The following is a 20,592-nucleotide window of genomic DNA, read 5'->3' on the forward strand; positions in this document are numbered from 1 at the left end:
GGGACGTCCACGACCGGAAGGCCACCATGCAGCCTCGCCCACTCGACCCCGCCAGCCGCGAGCAGGCGATCCAGGCCCTCAAGGAGTCGGGTGCCGGCGGCCGGCCGCTCGACGTGCTGGTCATCGGCGGTGGGGTCACCGGGGCGGGGGTGGCGCTCGACGCGGCCACGCGGGGGCTGTCGACGGTCGTCGTCGAGGCGCAGGACTGGGCGTCCGGCACCTCGCAGTGGTCCACCAAGCTCGTGCACGGTGGCCTGCGCTACCTGCAGATGCTCGACTTCAAGCTGGTGCACGAGGCGCTCACCGAGCGCGGTCTGCTGCTCAAGACCCTGGCCCCGCACCTCGTCAAGCCGATGCCCTTCCTCATCCCCCTGGAGCACCGGGTGTGGCAGCGGGCCTACTACGGCGCCGGGGTCACCCTCTACGACGTGCTGGCCAACCTCATGCCCGGGCGGCGCGCCCTGCCCATCCACCAGCACACCACGCGTGGCGGGCTGAGCAAGCAGTTCCCCGACCTGCGCCACGAGACGGCCATCGGCGCGGTCAAGTACTACGACGCCACCGTCGACGACGCCCGGCTCGTCTCCACCCTGGTCCGCACCGCCCACACCTACGGCGCGCGCGCCGCGAGCCGCACCGAGGTCGTCAGCATCGTCAAGGACGAGCACGGCAAGGCCGTCGGCGCCGAGCTGGTCGACCTCGAGACCGGGGAGCGCTTCGAGGCCCGGGCCGAGCACGTCATCAGCTGCACCGGCGTCTGGACCGACGACGTCTCCGGGCTGGCCGACACCGACGGCGGGCTGAACGTGCTGGCCTCCAAGGGCATCCACCTGGTCATCCCCCGCGAGCGCATCCAGGGCACCTCGGGGCTGTTCCTGCAGACCGAGAAGTCGGTGCTGTTCTTCATCCCCTGGTCGCGCTACTGGATCCTGGGCACCACCGACACCCCCTGGGAGCTGGACCGGCAGAACCCGGTGGCCACGGCGGCGGACATCGACTACGTGCTCGAGCACGCCAACGCCGTGCTCAAGACGACCCTCACCCGGGACGACGTCGTCGGCTGGTATGCCGGTCTGCGCCCGCTGCTGCAGCCGGGCACCAAGGAGGGCACGGACTCGGCGAAGGTCAGCCGGGAGCACACCGTCGCCAGCCCCGTGCCCGGGCTCACCGTCATCGGCGGCGGCAAGCTCACGACCTACCGGGTCATGGCCAAGGACGCCGTGGACTTCGCGCTCGGCGGCAAGGCCGACGACCTGCCCTGCGTGACCGACCAGATCCCGCTGCTGGGCGCGGTCGGCGAGGCCGCCATGCGGCACCGGATGCCGGCCCTGCGCGAGCAGCACGGCTGGAGCGAGCAGATGACCGACCACCTGCTCCACCGCTACGGGTCGCTGGTGGAGGAGCTGCTCGAGCTCATCGAGGCCGACCCCTCCCTGGCCCGCACCCTCGAGCACTCCAGCGCCTACCTGCGCGCCGAGGTCGCCCACGCCTGCCGCACCGAGGGGGTCCTGCACCTGGAGGACCTCATGATGCGCCGCACCCGGCTCATCTACGAGGCACCCCGCAAGGGCCTGGACACGGTCCCCGAGATCGCCGACATCGCGGCGGCCGAGCTGGGCTGGGACGAGGAGAAGAAGCAGGCCGAGATCGAGGCCTACACCGCCCGCGCGGAGGCGGAGATCGCGGCCGCCGCCGAGCCGGACGACGAGAGCGCCGCCCGGGTCCGGGACCACCTCGGTGAGGTCGCCCCGCTCCAGGCGATGGGGGCGGGCAAGGACGCCTGACCCCCGGGGGTCCCGGACGCCCGTCCGGGCCCGTGAGCACAGAAAGGATCCTGCGACGTGGGAGAGATCTTCATCTCAGAGGTGCTCGGCACGATGATGCTGCTGCTCTTCGGCTGTGGTGTGGTGGCCAACGCCATCCTCCCCAAGACCAAGGGCACCGGAGGCGGCGCGAGCGCCGCCTGGCTGCTCATCAACTTCGGCTGGGGCCTCGGCGTCTTCGCCGGCGTCTTCACCGCCTACAAGTCCGGGGCGCACATCAACCCGGCCGTCACGGTCGGGCTGCTGGCCAACGGTGCCGAGGAGTTCGCCCCGGGCGTGGCCGCCAGCATCGGCAACGCCGCCATCTACATCCTGGCGCAGCTGCTCGGGGCCTTCCTCGGCGCCGTGCTCTGCTGGGTGGCCTACAAGCAGCACTTCGACGCCGACGGCGACCCCGCCGCCAAGCTCGGGGTCTTCTCGACCGGCCCGGAGATCCGCAACTACGGCTGGAACTTCGCCACCGAGGTCATCGGCACCTTCGTCCTGGTCTTCGTCGTCATCATGTTCGGCAACACCCCCAACGAGCTCGGTCCCCTGGCCGTGGCCCTGCTCGTCGTCGGTATCGGTGCCAGCCTCGGTGGCCCGACCGGGTACGCGATCAACCCGGCCCGTGACCTCGGTCCGCGCATCGCCCACGCCGTCCTGCCCATCCCGGGCAAGGGCACCAGCGACTGGGGCTACTCCTGGGTGCCGATCGCCGGACCGGTCGTCGGCGGCATCCTGGCCGGCCTCGTAGCCGCGCTGTACGGCTGAGACCACCCCATCCACAACGACGTGAAGGAGCGCATCCATGGCTGACTACGTCCTGGCGATCGACCAGGGAACCACCAGCACCCGTGCCATCGTGTTCACCAAGAGCGGTGAAATCCACTCGGTCGGGCAGAAGGAGCACGAGCAGATCTTCCCCAGGGCGGGTTGGGTCGAGCACGACCCGGCCGAGATCTGGCAGAACACCAAGGAGGTCATCGGCATCGCCCTGGGCAAGGGTGGGGTCGGCAACGACGAGCTGGCGGCCATCGGCATCACCAACCAGCGGGAGACCGCGGTCGTGTGGGACAAGAACACCGGTGAGGCCGTCTACAACGCCATCGTCTGGCAGGACACCCGGACCGACAAGGTCGTCGCCGACCTGGCGGGCGAGGAGGGTGCGGACAGGTACAAGCACATCTGCGGGCTCCCGCTCGCGACGTACTTCTCCGGACCCAAGGTCAAGTGGATCCTCGACAACGTCGAGGGCGCCCGGGAGAAGGCCGAGGCCGGTGACCTCCTCTTCGGCAACACCGACAGCTGGACGGTCTGGAACCTCACCGGCGGCACCGAGGGCGGCGTGCACGTCACCGATGTCACCAACGCCTCCCGCACGATGCTCATGGACCTGCAGTCCCTCAGCTGGTCCGAGCAGGTGGCCTCCGACATGGGCATCCCGCTGTCGATGCTGCCGGAGATCAGGTCCTCGGCGGAGGTCTACGGCGAGAGCACGAAGCTGCACGTGCCGATCGCCGGAATCCTCGGCGACCAGCAGGCCGCGACCTTCGGGCAGGCCTGCTTCGAGAAGGGCATGAGCAAGAACACCTACGGCACGGGCAACTTCATGCTGCTCAACACCGGGACCGAGATCGTGCCGAGCGAGAACGGCCTGCTCACGACGGTGTGCTACAAGATCGGCGACCAGGACGCCGTGTATGCCCTGGAGGGCTCGATCGCGGTGACCGGGTCCCTGGTGCAGTGGCTGCGGGACAACATCGGGCTCATCTCGGACGCGCCGGAGATCGAGCGGCTGGCGACCCAGGTCGACGACAACGGCGGCTGCTACATCGTGCCGGCCTTCTCGGGGCTCTTCGCGCCCTACTGGAAGGACGACGCCCGCGGCGCCATCGTGGGTCTGACCCGTTACGTCAACAAGAACCACATCGCCCGGGCGGCGCTGGAGTCCACGGCGTTCCAGACCCGCGAGGTCTCCGACGCGATGAACGCCGACTCCGGTGTCGAGCTGACCGAGCTGCGGGTGGACGGCGGCATGGTGGCCAACGAGACCCTCATGCAGTTCCAGGCCGACATCCTCGGGGTCGACGTGGTCCGCCCCAAGGTGGCGGAGACGACCGCGCTCGGGGCCGCCTACGCGGCCGGCATCGCCGTCGGGTTCTTCAGCGGTGAGCAGGACGTCATCGACAACTGGGAGGAGGGCCAGCGCTGGAGCCCCACGATGAAGGACGCCGAGCGCGACCGGCTCTACCGCCAGTGGAAGAAGGCGGTGACCAAGACCTTCGACTGGGTCGACGAGGACGCCGAGGCCGCGGAAGAGGCTGCCGAGGAGGCCGAGAGCGCCTGACCGGCATCGATTCGGTCACGATCCGGCCCGGGTGAGCGCGTCTCGCCCGGGCCGGACGTAGGGTGCGCCCATGAAGAACTCCTTCCTTCCCGTGATCGGCGCCGCCACCCTGGCGCTCACCCTGGCCGCCTGCGGCTCCGACGACTCCGGCAGCGACTCCGGCGGAGAGGCCGCCGGCGCCGACCTCGACCTCGTGACCGAGGGCACCCTGACCGTCTGCTCCGACGTCCCCTACCCCCCGTTCGAGGACTTCGACGAGTCTTCCGAGACCGGGTTCACCGGATTCGACGTGGACATCGTGAGCGCGGTGGCCGAGGGTCTGGGCCTCGAGCTCGAGATCAAGGACTCCTCCTTCGACGGTCTCCAGTCGGGGCTTGCCCTGAACTCGGGTGACTGCGACCTGGCGGCCTCCGCCATGACGATCACCGAGGACCGCCAGGAGAACCTCGCCTTCTCCGACGGCTACTACGACTCCCAGCAGTCGCTGCTGGTCCCCGCGGACTCCGACATCGCCGGGATCGAGGACCTCGCCGGACGGACCGTCGGGGTGCAGCAGGGCACCACCGGCGAGGCCTACACCAACGAGAACGCACCCGAGGCGACCATCACCGCCTTCCCCAGCGACGCCGAGATGTACCAGGCGCTCCAGGCGGGCCAGGTCGAGGCGCTCCTGCAGGACCTGCCGGTCAACGTGGAGCACGCCAGGGACGGTGACTACGAGATCGTCGAGGAGTACTCCACCGACGAGACCTACGGTCTGGCCATGCAGCTGGACAACACGGCGCTCGTGGAGGCCGTCAACGAGCAGCTGACCGAGCTGCGGGACAGCGGGGAGTACGACGAGATCTACGACACCTACTTCAGCGCCGAGGACTGATCGGCCCCGCCTCATGGGTTCTCTGACCCGTACGCAGCGGCAGCGCGCCGTCCGGCTCGCTCTCTACGCCCTGTTCGTCCTCCTGGTCGTCGTCTTCGCGCTGATCGCGGACTGGGAGGCGATCTCGAGCAACTTCTTCCTGCGCGAAGGGTTCACCGAGACCTGGCAGGACTTCGTCTTCGTCGGTGCCAAGAACACCATCCTCTACACGCTCATCGCCTTCGTCGGCGGATTCGTGCTGGCGATGGTCCTGGTGCTCATGAAGCTCGCCCCGATCGCACCCTTCCGGTGGGTGGCCACCGCCTACATCGAGCTCTTCCGCGGGCTGCCCGCCCTCGTCGTCATCCTCTTCATGGCCTTCGGCGTGCCGATCGCCTTCGGAGGATGGCGCCCACCGGGCGGGACGATCGGCGCCGGGCTCGTCGCCCTCATGCTCGTGGCCGGTGCCTACATGGCCGAGACGCTCCGGGCCGGCATCGAGGCGGTCCCCAAGGGCCAGACCGAGGCGGCCCGGAGCCTGGGGATGAGCGGACCGTGGACCATGGCCACGGTCGTCATGCCCCAGGCGCTGCGCATCGTCATCCCCCCGCTGACCAACGAGCTGGTGATCCTCATCAAGGACACGTCGCTGCTCTTCGTCGTCGGGATGGCCGCCAACCAGAAGGAGCTCACCACGATGGCGCGCGACTTCATGACCAGCGGGCCGTCGGCCGGCACCGCGACGAGTCTCATCTTCGCCTGCCTCATGTACCTCGCCATCACCCTGCCGCTCACCCGCGTGGTGGCGTGGCTCGAGCGCCGACAGAAGAGGTCCCGCTGATGCCGCAGCAGCTGCACCCCACCCAGGAGATCGACCACGGCGCCCCGGCGATCGAGGTCCGTGACCTGCACAAGTCGTTCGGCGACAACCACGTCCTCACCGGCATCGACTTCCACGTCGACAAGGGCCAGGTGGTCTGCGTCATCGGCCCGTCCGGCTCCGGCAAGTCGACGCTGCTGCGTTGCGTCAACCGGCTGGAGGAGCCGACCTCGGGGCAGGTGCTCATCGAGGGCATCGACATCACGGACCCCGAGACCGAGCTCGACGCCGTCCGGTCCCGGATCGGCATGGTGTTCCAGCAGTTCAACCTCTTCAGCCACATGACCGTCCTGCGCAACCTCACCATCGCCCAGCAGCGGGCCAAGAAGCGCAGCCGCAGGGAGGCCGAGGAGATCGCCCGTGCCAACCTCGACCGGGTCGGGCTGTCGGACAAGGTCGACGCCTACCCGGCCCACCTGTCCGGCGGCCAGCAGCAGCGCGTGGCCATCGCCCGGGCGCTGTCGATGGACCCGGACATGATGCTCTTCGACGAGCCCACCTCGGCGCTGGACCCCGAGCTGGTCGGGGACGTGCTGGACGTCATGAAGACGTTGGCGGCCGAGGGCATGACGATGATGGTCGTCACCCACGAGATGGGCTTCGCCCGGGAGGTCGGTGACGAGCTGGTCTTCATGGCCGACGGGGTCATCTGCGAGGAGGGTGACCCCCGAGAGGTGCTCGCGCACCCGCGGGAGACGCGCACCCAGGAGTTCCTCTCCAAGGTCCTCTAGCGACCGGGCGTCGCCTGTGGTGGCCCGTGCGACGACCACGGGCGACACCGGTGCTGAGGGGCTCAGCGCTCGACGAGGTCCTTGAGCCTGGCCAGGCCCCGCTCGAAGTCCTTGCCGACGAGCCGGTCCATCGACAGGACCCGGCCGAGCAGCCGCATCACGCCGGTGTGCTGCCCGGCCATGGTCCAGGTCACCAGGGTCCGGTCCCCGTCGGGCTGCGGGAGCAGGTCGAACCGGATGTCGTTGTCGGTCGGGAACGGCTTCTCGAAGTGCAGGTCGATCTGCACCGAGCGCGGCGCCTGGGCCCCGCTGATCCGCATCGTCCCGGCACCGGCCTTGGTGCTGCCGTCCCAGGCGTACTCCGACCCGACCCCCGACTTGGGCCCGGTGTAGCTGCGGTGCATGCGCGGGTCCAGCGCCTCCCACGGCGACCAGTCCCGCCAGCGCCGGAAGTCGACGAGCTCGGTGAAGATCCGCTCGGGATCCGCCTGCACGAGGATGCTGCGTGAGGCGGCGTAGGGCAGCGGGGCCAGGGCCATGCGGGTCCCTCCTGTCACTGGTCGAACCACTGGGGCTCGTCGGGGTCCGGCCAGACCAGCTCCGGACGCTGCAGGTCGGTGTTGTCGACGATCCACTCCGGCGCCCAGGTGCGGGCCTGGAGCCGGTAGAGGCGCTGGGCCTCAACGTAGCGCGCGTTCGCCGGATGACCCGGCACGGTGTCCCCGGACACGCGGGACCCGGGGAAACGGGCCTTGCCCCGCGGCACCGTCACCGACTCCGGTGCCGTGACCAAGCAGGTGGCGTCCCACTCGCCGCGCAGCTCGGGACGGCGCAGGAAGACCCCCTCCACCAGCAGGACGGCGTCGGGGGTGAGGGCGACCGGGTCGGCGGAGACGGGCTCGTCTCGCTGGACGTCGAAGACAGCGGGCACGATGTCCTCGCCCGCCCGGAACGGCCAGAGCACGGCCCGGCGCAGGGCGTCGTAGTCGTAGGAGTCCTGGTAGCAGGTCGCCCCCGTGCGGCCGTGCGCGTAGCGCTCCTGGCGGGGGTGGTGGAAGCCGTCGACCGAGACCGCGTGCAGCTCCCGTCCGGCCACGTGCGGGGCGAGGGCCACCAGCTCGGCCGCCATCCGCGTCTTCCCCACCCCGTCCGGGCCGTCCAGGGCGATGACCGCGCGCTCCCCCGGGCGGACGGCGAGCATGAGACCCAGCAGGTCGACGAGGACGAGCTGGCGCAGCGGCAGGAATCCGGGAGCGGTCACCTGCTCGAGGGTATGCGGTGGGTGTCGCCCCACTCCATGTAGACGCCGTTCTCGAGCAGCGTGGCGTCCGGTGGCGGCGGCTTCTCGACGAACCCGAAGGTGCGGTAGAGCGAGCGGGCGCGGGTGTTGTCCGCGCTCACGTCGAGCCAGACCCGGCGGACCCGGGGGCCGGCCAGCGCGTGCTCGAGCAGGTGGCGCAGGAGCAGCCGCCCCAGCCCCTGGCCCCGGCCCTCCGGGGCCACGACCATGCGGCGGATCTCCACGACGTCACCACCGCCGACGCCGACGAGGATGCCGAAGGCGATGACCCGGTCGAGCCGGTCGACCAGCACCCAGTGCTCGAGGTCGGGGTCCTGCAGCGCCTGTTCGTGCCAGTCGTGGCCGCCCTGGCCGAGGAAGGGGCTGGTGTCCATCGCCTCCTCGAAGCTCACCACGGCCGCGAGGTCGCTCGGGCGGGTCTGCCGCAGGTGGGACCCGACCACCAGGCCACCACGGTCCCGACCCAGCGGACGGTCCCGCACGTGCGGCGTCCCGCTGGCCCGGGGGGTCGTGACGACGATCATCTCCAGGTCGTCGTCCCCGTCGTTGCGCATGAAGTGCCGGGTGCGTGGCGGCACCTCGATGCCGGACTCGGGAGGCACCTGCACCTCGCGGCGCCCGAGCGTCATCGTGCCGGTGCCGGCGAGGACGTAGAAGAACTGGCGACCCCGGTCGTGGGTGTGCGGCTGGGCCGCGGTGCCGGACGGCATGTGCTCGTGCACGACGGTCAGGTCGGTGCGGTCCACGAGGTGGAACGCACGGCACACCTCGTGCCACGTCGACTGGCGGGCGGTCTGCCGGCTGATGGGGTCCGGTGCCATGACCAGACGTTACCCGGTGCCCTGGTGCCGGCGGGTCACCCGACGGTCACGGTGGCCCCGGCCGACGAGCCGGCGCCGTCCTCCGGCTCGCCCATCTCCTCCGCGATGCGCATGGCCTCGTCCAGCAGGGTCTCGACGATCTGGCTCTCGGGGACGGTCTTGATGACCTCCCCCTTGACGAAGATCTGGCCCTTGCCGTTGCCCGAGGCGACCCCGAGGTCGGCCTCGCGGGCCTCGCCCGGTCCGTTGACGACGCAGCCCATGACGGCCACCCGCAGCGGCACCTCGAGCCCCTCCAGGCCGGCGGTGACCTCCTCGGCGAGCGTGTAGACGTCGACCTGCGCCCGACCGCAGGAGGGGCAGGAGACGATCTCGAGCTTGCGCGGCTTGAGGTTGAGGCTCTGGAGGATCTGGTTGCCCACCTTGACCTCCTCGACCGGCGGCGCGGACAGCGAGACCCGGATGGTGTCGCCGATGCCCTGGGAGAGGAGCGCCCCGAAGGCGACCGAGGACTTGATGGTGCCCTGGAAGGCCGGGCCCGCCTCGGTGACCCCGAGGTGCAGGGGCCAGTCACCCCGCTCCGAGAGCATCTCGTAGGCGCGCACCATGACGACCGGGTCGTTGTGCTTGACCGAGATCTTGAAGTCGTGGAAGTCGTGCTCCTCGAAGAGGCTCGCCTCCCACACCGCGGACTCCACGAGCGCCTCGGCGGTCGGCTTGCCGTACTTGTCCAGCAGCCGCTTGTCCAGCGACCCGGCGTTGACCCCGATGCGGATCGAGACTCCGGCGTCCTTGGCGGCCCGCGCGATCTGCTTCACCTGGTCGTCGAACTTGCGGATGTTGCCCGGGTTGACCCGGACCGCCGCGCACCCGGCGTCGATCGCCGCGTAGACGTACTTGGGCTGGAAGTGGATGTCGGCGATCACCGGGATCTGCGACTTCTTCGCGATCGCCGGGAGGGCGTCGGCGTCGTCCTGGCTGGGGCAGGCCACCCGCACGATGTCGCACCCGGTCGCGGTGAGCTCGGCGATCTGCTGCAGGGTCGCGTTGATGTCGGTCGTCGGCGTGGTCGTCATCGACTGGACCGAGATCGGGGCGTCACCACCCACCTCCACCTTGCCGACCTTGATCTTGCGGGTCGGGCGCCGGGGCGCGAGGACGGGGGGCGGGGCGGAGGGCATACCGAGCGAGATGGGGACACCAGCAGTCATGGGGTCATTGTCGCACCCCGGGCTGGTGTCTCCCTGGGGGACCGCTGGGCGCGTCAGCCGATCTGCACGGGGCGGACGATGTCGGCGTAGATGAGCAGCACGGTCATGCCCAGGAGGCCGAGGGCCACCGCGTAGGCGATCGGCAGGGCGGCAGCCGTGTCCACCGGGCCGGGCGCGGGCCGGCGGAACACCCGCGCCCAGGTCTTCTTCACGCCCTCCCACGACGCCCCGGCGATGTGGCCGCCGTCGAGCGGCAGCAGCGGGATGAGGTTGAAGACGAAGAGGGCCATGTTGAGGGAGGCCAGCAGCGACACCAGCAGCCAGAAGCGGTCCTGGGCGGTCTCCACCAGTCCGTCCAGGCCGTCGTGGGTGACCTCGCCGGCCACGCGTCCGACCCCGACCACCGACATGGGTCCGTTGGGGTCACGGGCCTCGGTGCCGAAGGCGGCCTGGGCCACGTCCACCATCCGCTGCGGGAGGGTGAGCACGATGCCGGCGGTGCCGGTGAACATGTCCGCGGTGGCCGCGACAGGACCGAGCTCGACGACCTCCGGCGAGGCGCCGAGGAACCAGACCTCCCCGGTGACGGGCTCACCGTCCGCGTCCCGGACCGGGGTCCCGTCAGCCTCGACCAGCGTGCGCTCCCGTTGCACCAGGTCGGCCGTGAGCGTCTGCTCGGCGCCGTCACGCTCGATGACGAACTCCGTCGTCCCCCCCGCGTTCTGGATGGCGAACATGGTGTCGGACCAGTCCTGCACCCGCTCCCCACCCACGGACACGATCGTGTCGCCGGCCTGCAGACCGGCGGCGACCGCCGGGGACGGGGGCTGCCCGGCGCAGTCCTCGCTGGTGACGTCCTCGTTGACGCAGGTCGAGACCTGCCCGATGGTCGAGGTCGCCGCGGGGATCCCCGGTCCGAGCACCAGCATCGTCACGAGGCCGAAGCTCAGCGCGAGGTTCATCAGCGGACCGCCGGACATGACGACGATCCGCTTCCAGACCGGCAGGCGGTAGAAGACGCGGTCCTCGTCGCCGGGCCCGACCTCCTCCAGGGACTCCTCCCGGGCCTGCTCGACCATGAGGTGCAGCGGGTTGGAGCTGCTGGCCCGCAGCCGGCCGCCGTCACCGGCGCGGGGCGGGAACATCCCGATCATCCGGATGTAGCCGCCCAACGGGATCGCCTTGACGCCGTACTCGGTCTCCCCCCGGGTGCGTGACCAGAGCGTGGGGCCGAAACCCACCATGTACTGAGTCACCCGGACCTTGAAGAGCTTGGCGGGGACGAGGTGGCCGATCTCGTGCAGGGCGATCGAGACGGCGATGCCCACGAACACCACGAGCACGCCGAGCAGGTAGAGCATGCGACCTCCTCCTCAGCCCCGGCCGAGGGACTGGATCCGGTGGGCGGCGGCGGCCCGCGCCCAGGCGTCGGCGGCCAGCACGTGGTCCACCGAGAGGTCAACACCTGCGGCGGCGGTGGAGTTCCCGGCGTGCTCGCCCACGACCTGTCCGACGACCTCGACGATGCCGGTGAAGGGCAGCGTGCCGGCGTGGAACGCCGCGACGCACACCTCGTTGGCGGCGTTGTAGACCGCCGGGAAGGTGCCGCCCTCCTGGCCGACCTGACGGGCCAGTCGGACCGCGGGGAAGGCCTCGTCGTCCAGCGGCAGGAACTCCCAGCTCGTGGCCCGGCTCCAGTCGCAGGCCGGGGCGACGTCGGCCAACCGGTCCGGCCAGGCCAGACCGAGCGCGATGGGGATGTGCATGGTCGGGGGCGAGGCCTGCGCGATCGTCGAGCCGTCGACGAACTCGACCATGGAGTGGACGACCGACTGCGGGTGGACCACCACGTCGATGGCCTCGAAGGGGACGTCGAAGAGCAGGTGGGCCTCGATGACCTCCAGGCCCTTGTTGACCAGGGTCGCCGAGTTGGTGGTGACCACCTGTCCCATGTCCCAGGTGGGGTGGGCCAGCGCCTGCTGCGGGGTGACCCGCGCCAGCTGGTCCCGGGTCATGCCGCGGAAGGGTCCCCCGCTGGCGGTGAGCACCAGCCGGCGCACCTCCTCGGCCCTGCCCGAGCGCAGCGCCTGCGCGATGGCGCTGTGCTCGGAGTCGACCGGCACGATCTGCCCGGGCGCGGCGGCACCGGTGACGAGGCGGCCGCCGACGATGAGCGACTCCTTGTTGGCCAGGGCGAGGGTGCTGCCCGCGCCCAGCGCGGCGAGGGTCGGGCGCAGGCCGATGCTGCCGGTGACCCCGTTGAGCACGACGTCGGCCCCTGCACCCGAGACCTGCACCACCCCCTCGGCCCCCGTGAGGACCTCGGGCCGGTATGCCGGCCGCCCCGCCGCGCGGGCGGCCTCCGAGAGGGCCTCCTCGAGGTCGGCGCCGGCCGTGCCGTCCTCCCGGGCGACGGCCACCTGCGGGACCTCGAGCTCGACGGCCTGGGCCGCGAGCAGCCGCAGGTCGCTCCCCCCCGCCGCCAGGGCCTGCACCCGGAACCGGTCGGGGTGCGCGCGGACGACGTCGATGGCCTGGGTGCCGATCGAGCCGGTCGAGCCGAGGATGGTCAGGGTGCGTGCGCTCACACCGGTCATTGTGCCTTCCGGCGCCGTCAGCCCGGCGCGTGGCGGGGCAGCGGCACCGGCTCGACCACCCGCGACACCCACTCGCGCACCAGCGCGCGCAGCGCGTCCGGTGACGTCGGGGCGAAGGTCAGCCTCGGCGGTGCGGCGGGGCGGTCGTCCAGGACGCCGGCCGTGGACGGGCCCTCTCGCGGCGTGGCGGGGGCCCAGGCGACGTGGCAGCCCGACTCCCCGACGGCGAGCAGGACGGACTCCTCGGTCCCCGAGCCGGGGCGCGCGAGGGTGAGCTCGGCCAGCAGGCCCGCCCCGAGCGCGGCCGCCGCGGCGTCCGGGTCGTCCGGGTCGAGCACCACCGGCTCACCCCGACCCGCTCGCGCGTCCGGGGGCAGCACCGGGGTGAGGGCCTCCTCGGCCAGCTGTCCCGGGTCTACGAGCAGGTCGAGCCCGTGCCACCCACCCGCGTGCAGGTCCTCGACGACGCCGCCGGCCGCGACGAGGTGCAGCAGGCGCAGGTCGGGCCGCTCCTCGGCGCCGGCGAGCCGTCGCTCCACGACGAGCAGGGCCTCGGCGGCCAGCCGCACGTCGAGCATGACGAGCACGAGGTCGGTGAACGCGGTCCCGGCGGCGAGCGCGCCGTCGGCGTCGAGCAGACCGCGACCCTGCAGCGACAGCAGCGCCTCGGCCCGGTCCGGCCGGGGCCGCTCCTGGGCCGCAGGGGGGCCGGCGCGCGGTGTCGGGCCGGTGACGCGGCCGAGCCGGGCAGCACCCTCGCCGAGGGTGGCGGCGTCGAGGGTGGCGGGGTCGAGGGTGTCGGCGCCGGGGGTGGCGGCGTCGAGCGACCGGTCGTGCGCGTCCTCGAGCAGCTCGAGCTCGACGGCTGTCACCACCAGGACCGGCCCACCCGGGAGGCCGGGACCGGGCGGGGTGGTCCCGGTCTCGGGCCGGCCGTCCAGGTCGCTCACGGGAGCCACCGCCCGAGGCGCACCGGGCCGGGCAGCACGGGCGCGCGGACGACCGGCATGAGCAGCGGGTCGCCCGCCCTGCGCCACCACTCGCGGACCGGCTCGGTCCCGGGCAGGCGACCGACGAGGCGGTCGACCAGCTCGCGGGAGGGCAGCCGCACCCTCCCCCCGGGCAGCCCCACGACCCGGTGGCGGACGCCGGCGGGTCCGAGGAGGCTCTCGCGGACCCCCCGCAGCCGACTCAGGGCCCGCTGCGACGCGACGGCCACCCGTCGACCGGTCCGCTGCAGGAAGGGAGGGCCGTGCCTCCGGGCATACCGGACGAGGGCCGAGCCACCGTCCCACGCCGCGTTGCCCGACGACCAGGCCGCCCACACCGTGAGGAGGCCGACGCCGACGCCACCGACCGCCGGGTGGAGGGCCGTGCCCGGCACGACCATGAACCCCCCGACGATCCCGGCGGCCGCCAGACCCCTCGTCACCTCGCCCCGCCAGCCGGCGTAACCGCCCCCGTCCCGCACGTCGCCCCAGGCCCCGAGCCAGGCCGTGACGAGGCGGTGCGGCCCGGGGACGAGCGCCACCCGGCCGAGGGCCGCCCCTCCGCGGACCCGCACCAGGGCCCGCAGCCGGGACAGCGCCCGCGCGGCCCGACGCAGCGCCTGCCGCCGGAGGTCGGCGGCCCGGGACCAACGGGCCCTCGCCAGCTGGACCGCGAGCTGGGTGGTGCGGACGACCCGCTCACCGGTCCCCCAGGCATACCCGAACGCCTCCACGGCCTTCCGGGGCGCGGTGGCCAGGTCGCGCACCTCCTGGAGGAGGTCCCAGGCCTGCGCCACCCGGCGTGCGGCGGCGCGCTCCTGCTCCCGGAACTCGTCCTCGACGGCCGCGACCCGCCGCCGCGCGAGCGCCTCCTCGTGCTGCAGCTGCTCGATGCGACGCCGCCGGAGCAGCTCGAGCCCCGGCTCGGGCGGCGGTCCCGGCAGCTGCAGCGCCAGGACCTCGGCCCGGGCCCGCTCGGCCCGCCGGGTCCACGTGCTCACCTCCTGGCTCGCCACCCGTGCCGCGGCCGCGCAGTCCAGCACCGCCGTCGCCGCCTCCCGGGGCGCCCCCGCCGCCGCGCGGGTGACCCGGTGCACGGCACGGGTCCGCGCGGACGCCTCCCAGGCGGCGAGCCCCGACCACCCCGGCTGCTGCGGGGCCCCGCCCAGCAGCCGGTCGGCCGCGGCCTCGATCTGCTCCCCGGCCGCGCGCAGCGACCACGCCGCCCGCTCCATCTCCTCCGGCGACGTCCGCAGGACCGACGTGCTCACGGCACCATCCCTGCCCTCGGGCCGCGGGCCCACCCCCCGGCCAGGGACCTCTCCAGCTCGAGGTAGTCCGCCCGCGCCTGGCGCACCGCCCGCGCCAGCGACTCCCCCTGCCCGGCGACCTCGCGCAGCCCTGAGCGCCACCGGCCGGCGGCGTCGGTCGCCGCCCGGCTGAGCGGTCCGCCGCCGGCCGCCGCGGCCACGGTCACCAGGGCGCGGGCGAGCCCGTCGGCGACCTCCTCCAGCGCTCCTCCTGCCGCCTCCAGCTCCCCGGCCGCGGCCTGCAGGTGCTCGGCGTCCACGCGCACGGCATACCCCATCGGTGCTCCCCCTCGATCGTCGACCCGGGCCCGGCAGGCCCGACTGACACCGAGGCTAGGGCAGTCGCCGCCGCCCGGGGAGAGTTGTCCACAGGGGACCGGGGCTCACCCCCGGAGCACGGGCCGCAACCCGTCCAGGACCGCGACGTCCTCGATCGTCGAAGGCACCATCGGGGTGTCGCCGTCCGCGATCTGACGCATCGTCCGGCGCAGGATCTTGCCCGACCGCGTCTTGGGCAGCGCGTCCACGACGTCCACCTGGCGTAGGGAGGCCACCGGGCCGACCTCGGCCCGCACCCGGTCCACGAGCTCCTGCCGCAGACGGGCCTCGCCGGCCTCGTCCGGGTCGATCCCGGACTTGAGCACGACCAGGGCGCGGGGCACCTGCCCCTTGAGGTCGTCGGCGACCCCGATGACGGCGCACTCCGCGACCGCCGGGTGCCCGGCCAGCGCCTCCTCCAGGGCGCCGGTGGACAGCCGGTGCCCCGCGACGTTGAGCACGTCGTCGGTGCGACCCATGACGTAGACGTAGCCGTCCTCGTCGACGTAGCCGCCGTCGCCGGACAGGTAGTAGCCGTCGTAGGCGGAGAGGTAGGAGGAGACGTAGCGCTCGTCGTCCTGCCACAGCGTGGGCAGGGTGCCGGGCGGCAGGGGCAGCCGCAGGCAGATCGCCCCCTCCGTCCCGGCAGGCACCTCCTCGCCCCGCTCGTCGAGGACCCGCACGTCGTAGCCGACGGTCGCCGGACCAGGGCTGCCGGGGCGGATGTCCAGCAGCGCGCCGTCGGGGCCGACCGGGTTGATGGCGATCGGCCAGCCGGTCTCGGTCTGCCACCAGTTGTCGACGACCGGGACGCCGAGGTGGTCGGACGCCCACCGCCAGGTGTCCGGGTCGAGGCGCTCCCCGGCGAGGAACAGCGCACGCAGCGAGGAGAGGTCGTGGGCGGGGACGAGCTCGGCGTGCGGGTCCTGCTTCTTGATGGCCCGGATCGCGGTCGGGGCGGTGAACGCCGCGACCGCGCGGTGCTGGGCGATCATCCGCCAGTAGGCACCGGCGTCCGGGGTGCCGACCGGCTTGCCCTCGAAGAGGATGGTCGTGGCCCCGGTGAGCAGCGGGGCGTAGACGATGTAGGAGTGCCCGACCACCCAGCCGACGTCGGAGCCGCACAGCCACGTCTCCCCCGGCCGGACGCCGTAGAGGTGCGTCATCGACCAGCGCAGGGCCACGGCATACCCCCCGCTGTCGCGGACGATGCCCTTGGGCCGCCCGGTCGTGCCGGAGGTGTAGAGCACGTAGAGCGGGTCCGTCGCCCGCACCGGCACGCAGGCCGCCGGGGCGACGGCGTCGGGGTGCATGAGGCTCGCCCAGTCGAGGTCGCGCTCCCCGAGCTCGCAGGTCAGCTGCTCGCGCTGGAGGATGACGCAGTGCTCCGGCTGGTGCGACGAGCGGGCGATCGCCTCGTCGAGCATCGGCTTGTAGGGCACCACCCGGGTCGGCTCGATGCCGCAGCTCGCGGAGACGACGACCGTGGGTCGCGCGTCCTCGATGCGCGCGGCGAGCTCGGCGGGGGCGAAGCCCCCGAAGACCACGGAGTGCACCGCACCGATGCGGGCGCAGGCCAGCATGGTGATGACCGCCTCCGGGACCATCGGGAGGTAGACGACGACGCGGTCGCCCCGGCCCACCCCGAGGTCGCGCAGCACGCCGGCGAAGCGTGCCACGAGGTCCAGCAGCTCGGCGTAGGTCCAGCTGCGGACGGTGCCCGTCACCGGGCTGTCGTGGACGAGGGCCGTCTGGTCGGCGCGCCCGTGCACCACGTGCCGGTCCAGGGCGTTGTAGCAGACGTTGAGGGTGCCGTCCGGGAACCAGCGGTAGAAGGGCGCGTCCGCGTCGTCCAGGACCTCGCGCGGCCGGTGGATCCAGTCGATGTCGCGCGCCGCCTGCTCCCAGAAGGCCCGGGGGTCGGCGAGGCTGGAGGCGACCTGCGCGCGGTAGGCCTGCTGCGGGGTGGCGTCGCTGCTCATGGGGCCATCACACACCCCCGGGACGGGAGCGCGCCAGCGCCGAGCGCCCGGCGGTCGCCCGCGCGCGACGGGCGGTGCCGGGGGCCGCGGACGTCGGCCGTTAGGGTCCCACGGTATGCAGCAGCGCCAGGGTCCGGTGAGCGATCAGGTCTGCGACCGGCCGGTCGGTGCGGGAGAGACGTCCGAGGTGCGCTACGGGCGCGTCGAGCCGCGCCCGTGCCCGGACGAGCGTGAGGTCGAGGACCCCGGCACCTGGCGGCGCTGGCTCCGGACGGAGGGTCCGCTGCCGCCGCTGCGGGTCCAGGGCCTGGACCTCACCCGCGACCGCGACCTGCTGCTGGCCCGCGACGACCTGGGCGACCTCGTGGTGCTCGGCGGTCGCCTGGACGCCGAGGTCGAGGCGCACCTGCGCCGGGCCGGGGCCCTCGTCTTCCCGGCCGCACCGCACGCGCCGGTCGACCCCTACCGGGCCCACCTCTACACCCCGCAGGAGCTCTACGCCGGGGTGGAGGAGCACGGGTACGACCGCACCCCGGACGCGCGCGCCTACCGCTGGTTCGCGGACGCGACGCTGCGCCACGACGCCTACGTCACCGCGCTGCGCGCGATCCACGACGACGCGATGACCGACGCCCTCGTCGCCGCGCTGGAGGGCCGCCAGGTCGTCGGCGTCATGGGCGGGCACGCCCTGCGGCGAGGGACCGAGGACTTCGCCGCCGCGGCCCTGCTCGGTCACCGTCTGGCAGACTCCGGCGCGGTGGTCCTGACCGGCGGCGGTCCGGGCGCCATGGAGGCCGCCAACCTCGGCGCGTGGGCCGGCGACGAGGAGCTCCTCGACCGGGCCCTGCAGGGTCTGGGGCAGGTGCCCGACTTCGCGCCGGACATCGGGGCCTGGGCGCGGCCGGCGCTCGCGCTGCGCGCCGAGGCCGGCCCGGGTGAGGCAGCGGGCCCCCGCGGGCTGCGCAGCGTCGGCATCCCCACGTGGTACTACGGCCACGAGCCTCCCAACGCGTTCGGCCAGCTCATCGCCAAGTTCTTCTCCAACGCGCTGCGCGAGGACCTGCTCCTCGCGCGGTCCCGGCACGGCCTCGTCGTCCTGCCCGGGGCGGCCGGGACCGTGCAGGAGGTCTTTCAGATGGCGACGCGGCTCTACTACGAGGTGGACGCCGAGGACGGGCTCACGCCGCTGGTCCTGGTCGGCCGGGAGCACTGGACGACCCGGCTGCCGGTGTGGCCGCTGCTGGGCGCCCTCGCCGCCGGGCGACCGATGGCGCGGGCCCTGCACCTGGTCGACACCGTCGAGGAGGCCGCGGACCTGCTCGGCTGAGGCCTGCCGTCAGGAGGGCTGGGCGGTCGCCGCGAGCTGGCCGCAGGCGCCGTCGATGTCCGACCCGCGGGTGTCGCGCACGGTGGTGGGGATGCCGTTGGCCAACAGCCGCTCGACGAACTGCTGCTCGACCCCGCGTCGGGAGGCGGTCCACTTGCTCCCCGGCGTGGGGTTGAGCGGGATGGGGTTGACGTGCACCCACCCGCGCCCGCGGGCGTTGAGCTTCTCGCCGAGCAGGTCGGCCCGCCAGGCCTGGTCGTTGATGTCCCGGATGAGGGCGTACTCGATGGACACCCGCCGCCCCGTCGTCTCGAAGTAGCGGCGGGCGGCGTCCAGGGCCTCGTCGACCTTCCAGCGGGTGTTGATCGGCACCAGCTCGTCGCGCAGCTCGTCGTCCGGGGCGTGCAGGGAGAGGGCCAGCGTCACGGGGATGCCCTCACCGGCCAGCCGGTCGATGGCCGGGGCCAGCCCGACGGTGGACATCGTCACCCCCCGCGCGGACATCCCCAGCCCGTGCGGCGGGGGCTCGACGAGACGGTGGATGGCGCCCAGGGACGCCTTGTAGTTGGCCAGCGCCTCACCCATCCCCATGAAGACGACATTGCTGACCCGCACCTGCTCGGCGGCGTCCCCCTCGCCCTCTCCCCCGGCGAGCTGGCCGTGCCGCAGCGCCCGGGCCGCCGCGACGACCTGCTCGACGATCTCCGCGGTCGACAGGTTGCGGGTGAGACCCGCCTGGCCGGTCGCGCAGAAGGGGCAGTTCATCCCGCACCCGGCCTGGCTGGAGATGCACATGGTCACCCGGCCGGGGTAGCGCATGAGCACCGACTCGACCATGGCGCCGTCGTGCAGCCGGTGCACCTGCTTCAGGGTCGCCCCGTCGTCGGCGGACAGTGCGCGGACCGGGGTGAGCAGCGGGGGCAGCAGTCCCTCGACGAGCTCGCGCCGGCCCGCTTTCGGCAGGTCGGTCATCTGGTCGGGGTCGGTGACCAGCCGCTCGAAGTAGTGGCGGCTCACCTGGTCGGCGCGGAAGCCGGGGATGCCCAGCTCCGTGGCCCACTCCTTGCGCCCGGCGAGGTCGAGGTCGGCGAGGTGCGTCGGGGCCTTGCCGCGGCGGGGAGCCGTGAAGGTGAGCTGGCCGGGGACGGGTCGGTCGGCGGTCGGGGCGGGGAGATCGGTCGTCATGGCCCTCCCAGTGTCTCAGGGACTCAGACCAGCAGGTGCAGCAGCGCCCAGCAGACGGGTGCGGTCACCACGAGGGAGTCCAGACGGTCCATCACGCCGCCGTGCCCGGGCAGGATGCTGCCCATGTCCTTGATGCCGAGGTCACGCTTGATCGCGGACTCGGCCAGGTCGCCGACGGTGGCGAAGGCGGCCGCGCACGCCCCCACCACGAGGCCGGCCCACCAGGCGCCGTCCAGGAGGAGGAGGACGCACACGGACCCCACCACGGCGCTGGTGGCCACCGACCCCGCGAAGCCCTCCCACGACTTCTTGGGCGACAGCGAGGGGGACATGGGGGTGCGTCCGCGCAGGACGCCCACGGCATACCCCCCGGTGTCGGAGGCCACGGTGACGAGGATGAAGGTGATGATCCGGCCGACGCCGTCCGGCTGCGCCAGCATGAGCGAGGCGATGGCGGCGAGCAGGGGGACGTAGGCGACGATGTAGACGCCGCCGGCGACGTCCCGGGCGGCGTCCCGGGGCGAGCCGACGCTGCGCCAGAGCAGGATGAGCGCGGTGGCCGCCGCGAAGCCGACGGCGAGCGCGTCCGCCCCCTGGTAGTAGGCGAGCGGCACCAGGGCGACCGAGGCGAAGACCGGCACCCGGGGCGGGTCGACCCGCCCCGTGCGCAGCGCCTGGTCGAGCTCCCAGACCCCGACCACCGCCGCGGCCGTGACGAGGTAGACGAAGGCGGCCTTCCAGAAGACCAGGCTGGCCAGGATGACGAGCACGAGGCCGACCCCGACCCCGATGGCGGCGGGCAGGTTGCGGCCGGCCCGGGAGGGACGCCCCGAGCGGCGGGCCGACCCGGCGGCCGCCCGCGTGCCGGGGTCCGGCGTCGCGGGGGCCGTGGCGCTCGGGTCGGTCATCGGGTCGTTCCCCCTCGGGCTGAGC

At 73.0% G+C, this 20,592-nt stretch carries 19 protein-coding genes; 7 read left to right on the top strand and 12 right to left on the bottom strand.

Annotation, left to right across the window (positions count from 1 at the left end):
• The first annotated feature begins 26 nt into the window (after nucleotides 1-26).
• From AVL62_RS15005 to AVL62_RS15030, 6 genes are all read left to right on the top strand, one after another.
• Nucleotides 27-1,784, top strand: a complete 1,758-nt coding sequence (locus tag AVL62_RS15005; RefSeq protein ID WP_058892451.1) for a glycerol-3-phosphate dehydrogenase/oxidase — start codon at nucleotides 27-29, stop codon at nucleotides 1,782-1,784.
• Between the two features lie 57 nt (nucleotides 1,785-1,841).
• On the top strand, nucleotides 1,842-2,576 hold the full coding sequence (locus AVL62_RS15010) for an MIP/aquaporin family protein (RefSeq protein WP_083519000.1): 735 nt from the start codon (nucleotides 1,842-1,844) through the stop codon (nucleotides 2,574-2,576).
• Between the two features lie 37 nt (nucleotides 2,577-2,613).
• A complete protein-coding gene (gene glpK, locus AVL62_RS15015) occupies nucleotides 2,614-4,152 on the top strand; it encodes a glycerol kinase GlpK (RefSeq protein ID WP_058892452.1) in 1,539 nt (512 codons plus the stop codon).
• 70 nt (nucleotides 4,153-4,222) lie between these two features.
• On the top strand, nucleotides 4,223-5,029 hold the full coding sequence (locus AVL62_RS15020) for a transporter substrate-binding domain-containing protein (RefSeq protein ID WP_058892453.1): 807 nt from the start codon (nucleotides 4,223-4,225) through the stop codon (nucleotides 5,027-5,029).
• 13 nt (nucleotides 5,030-5,042) lie between these two features.
• Entirely contained in the window at nucleotides 5,043-5,849 is an 807-nt protein-coding gene (locus AVL62_RS15025; RefSeq protein WP_058892454.1) for an amino acid ABC transporter permease, read from the top strand.
• A complete protein-coding gene (locus AVL62_RS15030; protein WP_058892455.1) occupies nucleotides 5,849-6,619 on the top strand; it encodes an amino acid ABC transporter ATP-binding protein in 771 nt (256 codons plus the stop codon). Before AVL62_RS15025 ends, AVL62_RS15030 begins: the two co-directional genes overlap by 1 nt.
• A gap of 62 nt (nucleotides 6,620-6,681) precedes the next feature.
• On the opposite strand, the gene AVL62_RS15035 is transcribed toward AVL62_RS15030, so the two are convergent.
• The 10 genes from AVL62_RS15035 to AVL62_RS15080 form a co-directional block, all read right to left on the bottom strand.
• Nucleotides 6,682-7,158, bottom strand: coding sequence for an SRPBCC family protein (locus tag AVL62_RS15035; protein ID WP_058892456.1), 477 nt, complete (start codon nucleotides 7,156-7,158; stop codon nucleotides 6,682-6,684).
• 14 nt (nucleotides 7,159-7,172) lie between these two features.
• Complete coding sequence (locus AVL62_RS15040; protein WP_083519001.1) at nucleotides 7,173-7,880, bottom strand: hypothetical protein; 708 nt, start codon at nucleotides 7,878-7,880, stop codon at nucleotides 7,173-7,175.
• Nucleotides 7,877-8,740: a GNAT family N-acetyltransferase gene (locus tag AVL62_RS15045; RefSeq protein WP_058892457.1), complete on the bottom strand. Its 864-nt coding sequence runs from the start codon at nucleotides 8,738-8,740 to the stop codon at nucleotides 7,877-7,879. The genes AVL62_RS15040 and AVL62_RS15045 overlap by 4 nt, the downstream gene beginning before the upstream one ends.
• A gap of 35 nt (nucleotides 8,741-8,775) precedes the next feature.
• A complete protein-coding gene (gene ispG / locus AVL62_RS15050) occupies nucleotides 8,776-9,951 on the bottom strand; it encodes a flavodoxin-dependent (E)-4-hydroxy-3-methylbut-2-enyl-diphosphate synthase (RefSeq protein ID WP_058892458.1) in 1,176 nt (391 codons plus the stop codon).
• A 53-nt stretch (nucleotides 9,952-10,004) separates the two neighbouring features.
• Nucleotides 10,005-11,312 (bottom strand): M50 family metallopeptidase, encoded by a 1,308-nt coding sequence (locus tag AVL62_RS15055; RefSeq protein ID WP_058892459.1) that lies wholly within the window; start codon nucleotides 11,310-11,312, stop codon nucleotides 10,005-10,007.
• Between the two features lie 12 nt (nucleotides 11,313-11,324).
• Complete coding sequence (gene dxr, locus AVL62_RS15060; protein WP_201023292.1) at nucleotides 11,325-12,539, bottom strand: 1-deoxy-D-xylulose-5-phosphate reductoisomerase; 1,215 nt, start codon at nucleotides 12,537-12,539, stop codon at nucleotides 11,325-11,327.
• A 26-nt stretch (nucleotides 12,540-12,565) separates the two neighbouring features.
• A complete protein-coding gene (locus AVL62_RS17380; protein WP_058892461.1) occupies nucleotides 12,566-13,498 on the bottom strand; it encodes a hypothetical protein in 933 nt (310 codons plus the stop codon).
• The gene (locus AVL62_RS15070) at nucleotides 13,495-14,808 is read right to left on the bottom strand and encodes a hypothetical protein (RefSeq protein ID WP_058892462.1); all 1,314 of its coding nucleotides are present in this window, start codon (nucleotides 14,806-14,808) and stop codon (nucleotides 13,495-13,497) included. The genes AVL62_RS17380 and AVL62_RS15070 overlap by 4 nt, the downstream gene beginning before the upstream one ends.
• Nucleotides 14,805-15,125, bottom strand: a complete 321-nt coding sequence (locus AVL62_RS15075) for a hypothetical protein (RefSeq protein ID WP_058892463.1) — start codon at nucleotides 15,123-15,125, stop codon at nucleotides 14,805-14,807. The genes AVL62_RS15070 and AVL62_RS15075 overlap by 4 nt, the downstream gene beginning before the upstream one ends.
• A gap of 105 nt (nucleotides 15,126-15,230) precedes the next feature.
• Complete coding sequence (locus tag AVL62_RS15080; RefSeq protein WP_058892464.1) at nucleotides 15,231-17,147, bottom strand: acetate--CoA ligase; 1,917 nt, start codon at nucleotides 17,145-17,147, stop codon at nucleotides 15,231-15,233.
• 115 nt (nucleotides 17,148-17,262) lie between these two features.
• Between AVL62_RS15080 and AVL62_RS15085 the strand changes: the two genes are divergently transcribed.
• Nucleotides 17,263-18,474, top strand: coding sequence for an LOG family protein (locus tag AVL62_RS15085; protein ID WP_058892465.1), 1,212 nt, complete (start codon nucleotides 17,263-17,265; stop codon nucleotides 18,472-18,474).
• A gap of 9 nt (nucleotides 18,475-18,483) precedes the next feature.
• Here AVL62_RS15085 and rlmN read toward each other — a convergent pair whose 3' ends face one another.
• Together rlmN and AVL62_RS15095 are read right to left on the bottom strand one after the other, a co-directional pair.
• Nucleotides 18,484-19,659, bottom strand: a complete 1,176-nt coding sequence (gene rlmN / locus AVL62_RS15090; RefSeq protein WP_058892466.1) for a 23S rRNA (adenine(2503)-C(2))-methyltransferase RlmN — start codon at nucleotides 19,657-19,659, stop codon at nucleotides 18,484-18,486.
• A 23-nt stretch (nucleotides 19,660-19,682) separates the two neighbouring features.
• The gene (locus AVL62_RS15095) at nucleotides 19,683-20,567 is read right to left on the bottom strand and encodes a phosphatidate cytidylyltransferase (RefSeq protein ID WP_058892467.1); all 885 of its coding nucleotides are present in this window, start codon (nucleotides 20,565-20,567) and stop codon (nucleotides 19,683-19,685) included.
• Nucleotides 20,568-20,592 lie beyond the last annotated feature (25 nt).

The sequence above is a fragment of the Serinicoccus chungangensis genome (genome assembly GCF_001483745.1).
GTDB classification, from domain to species: Bacteria; Actinomycetota; Actinomycetes; order Actinomycetales; family Dermatophilaceae; genus Ornithinicoccus; species Ornithinicoccus chungangensis_A.

Excerpts from the sequence above, each read along its gene's own strand:
- AVL62_RS15095 (WP_058892467.1), bottom strand. The coding sequence starts at position 20,567 with ATGACCGACCCGAGCGCCACGGCCCCCGCGACGCCGGACCCCGGCACG.
- AVL62_RS15005 (WP_058892451.1), top strand. The coding sequence starts at position 27 with ATGCAGCCTCGCCCACTCGACCCCGCCAGCCGCGAGCAGGCGATCCAG.
- AVL62_RS15045 (WP_058892457.1), bottom strand. The coding sequence starts at position 8,740 with ATGGCACCGGACCCCATCAGCCGGCAGACCGCCCGCCAGTCGACGTGG.
- AVL62_RS15055 (WP_058892459.1), bottom strand. The coding sequence starts at position 11,312 with ATGCTCTACCTGCTCGGCGTGCTCGTGGTGTTCGTGGGCATCGCCGTC.
- AVL62_RS15085 (WP_058892465.1), top strand. The coding sequence starts at position 17,263 with ATGCAGCAGCGCCAGGGTCCGGTGAGCGATCAGGTCTGCGACCGGCCG.
- ispG (WP_058892458.1), bottom strand. The coding sequence starts at position 9,951 with ATGACTGCTGGTGTCCCCATCTCGCTCGGTATGCCCTCCGCCCCGCCC.
- AVL62_RS15035 (WP_058892456.1), bottom strand. The coding sequence starts at position 7,158 with ATGGCCCTGGCCCCGCTGCCCTACGCCGCCTCACGCAGCATCCTCGTG.
- rlmN (WP_058892466.1), bottom strand. The coding sequence starts at position 19,659 with ATGACGACCGATCTCCCCGCCCCGACCGCCGACCGACCCGTCCCCGGC.
- AVL62_RS15080 (WP_058892464.1), bottom strand. The coding sequence starts at position 17,147 with ATGAGCAGCGACGCCACCCCGCAGCAGGCCTACCGCGCGCAGGTCGCC.
- AVL62_RS15020 (WP_058892453.1), top strand. The coding sequence starts at position 4,223 with ATGAAGAACTCCTTCCTTCCCGTGATCGGCGCCGCCACCCTGGCGCTC.
- AVL62_RS15025 (WP_058892454.1), top strand. The coding sequence starts at position 5,043 with ATGGGTTCTCTGACCCGTACGCAGCGGCAGCGCGCCGTCCGGCTCGCT.
- AVL62_RS15075 (WP_058892463.1), bottom strand. The coding sequence starts at position 15,125 with ATGGGGTATGCCGTGCGCGTGGACGCCGAGCACCTGCAGGCCGCGGCC.
- glpK (WP_058892452.1), top strand. The coding sequence starts at position 2,614 with ATGGCTGACTACGTCCTGGCGATCGACCAGGGAACCACCAGCACCCGT.
- AVL62_RS15030 (WP_058892455.1), top strand. The coding sequence starts at position 5,849 with ATGCCGCAGCAGCTGCACCCCACCCAGGAGATCGACCACGGCGCCCCG.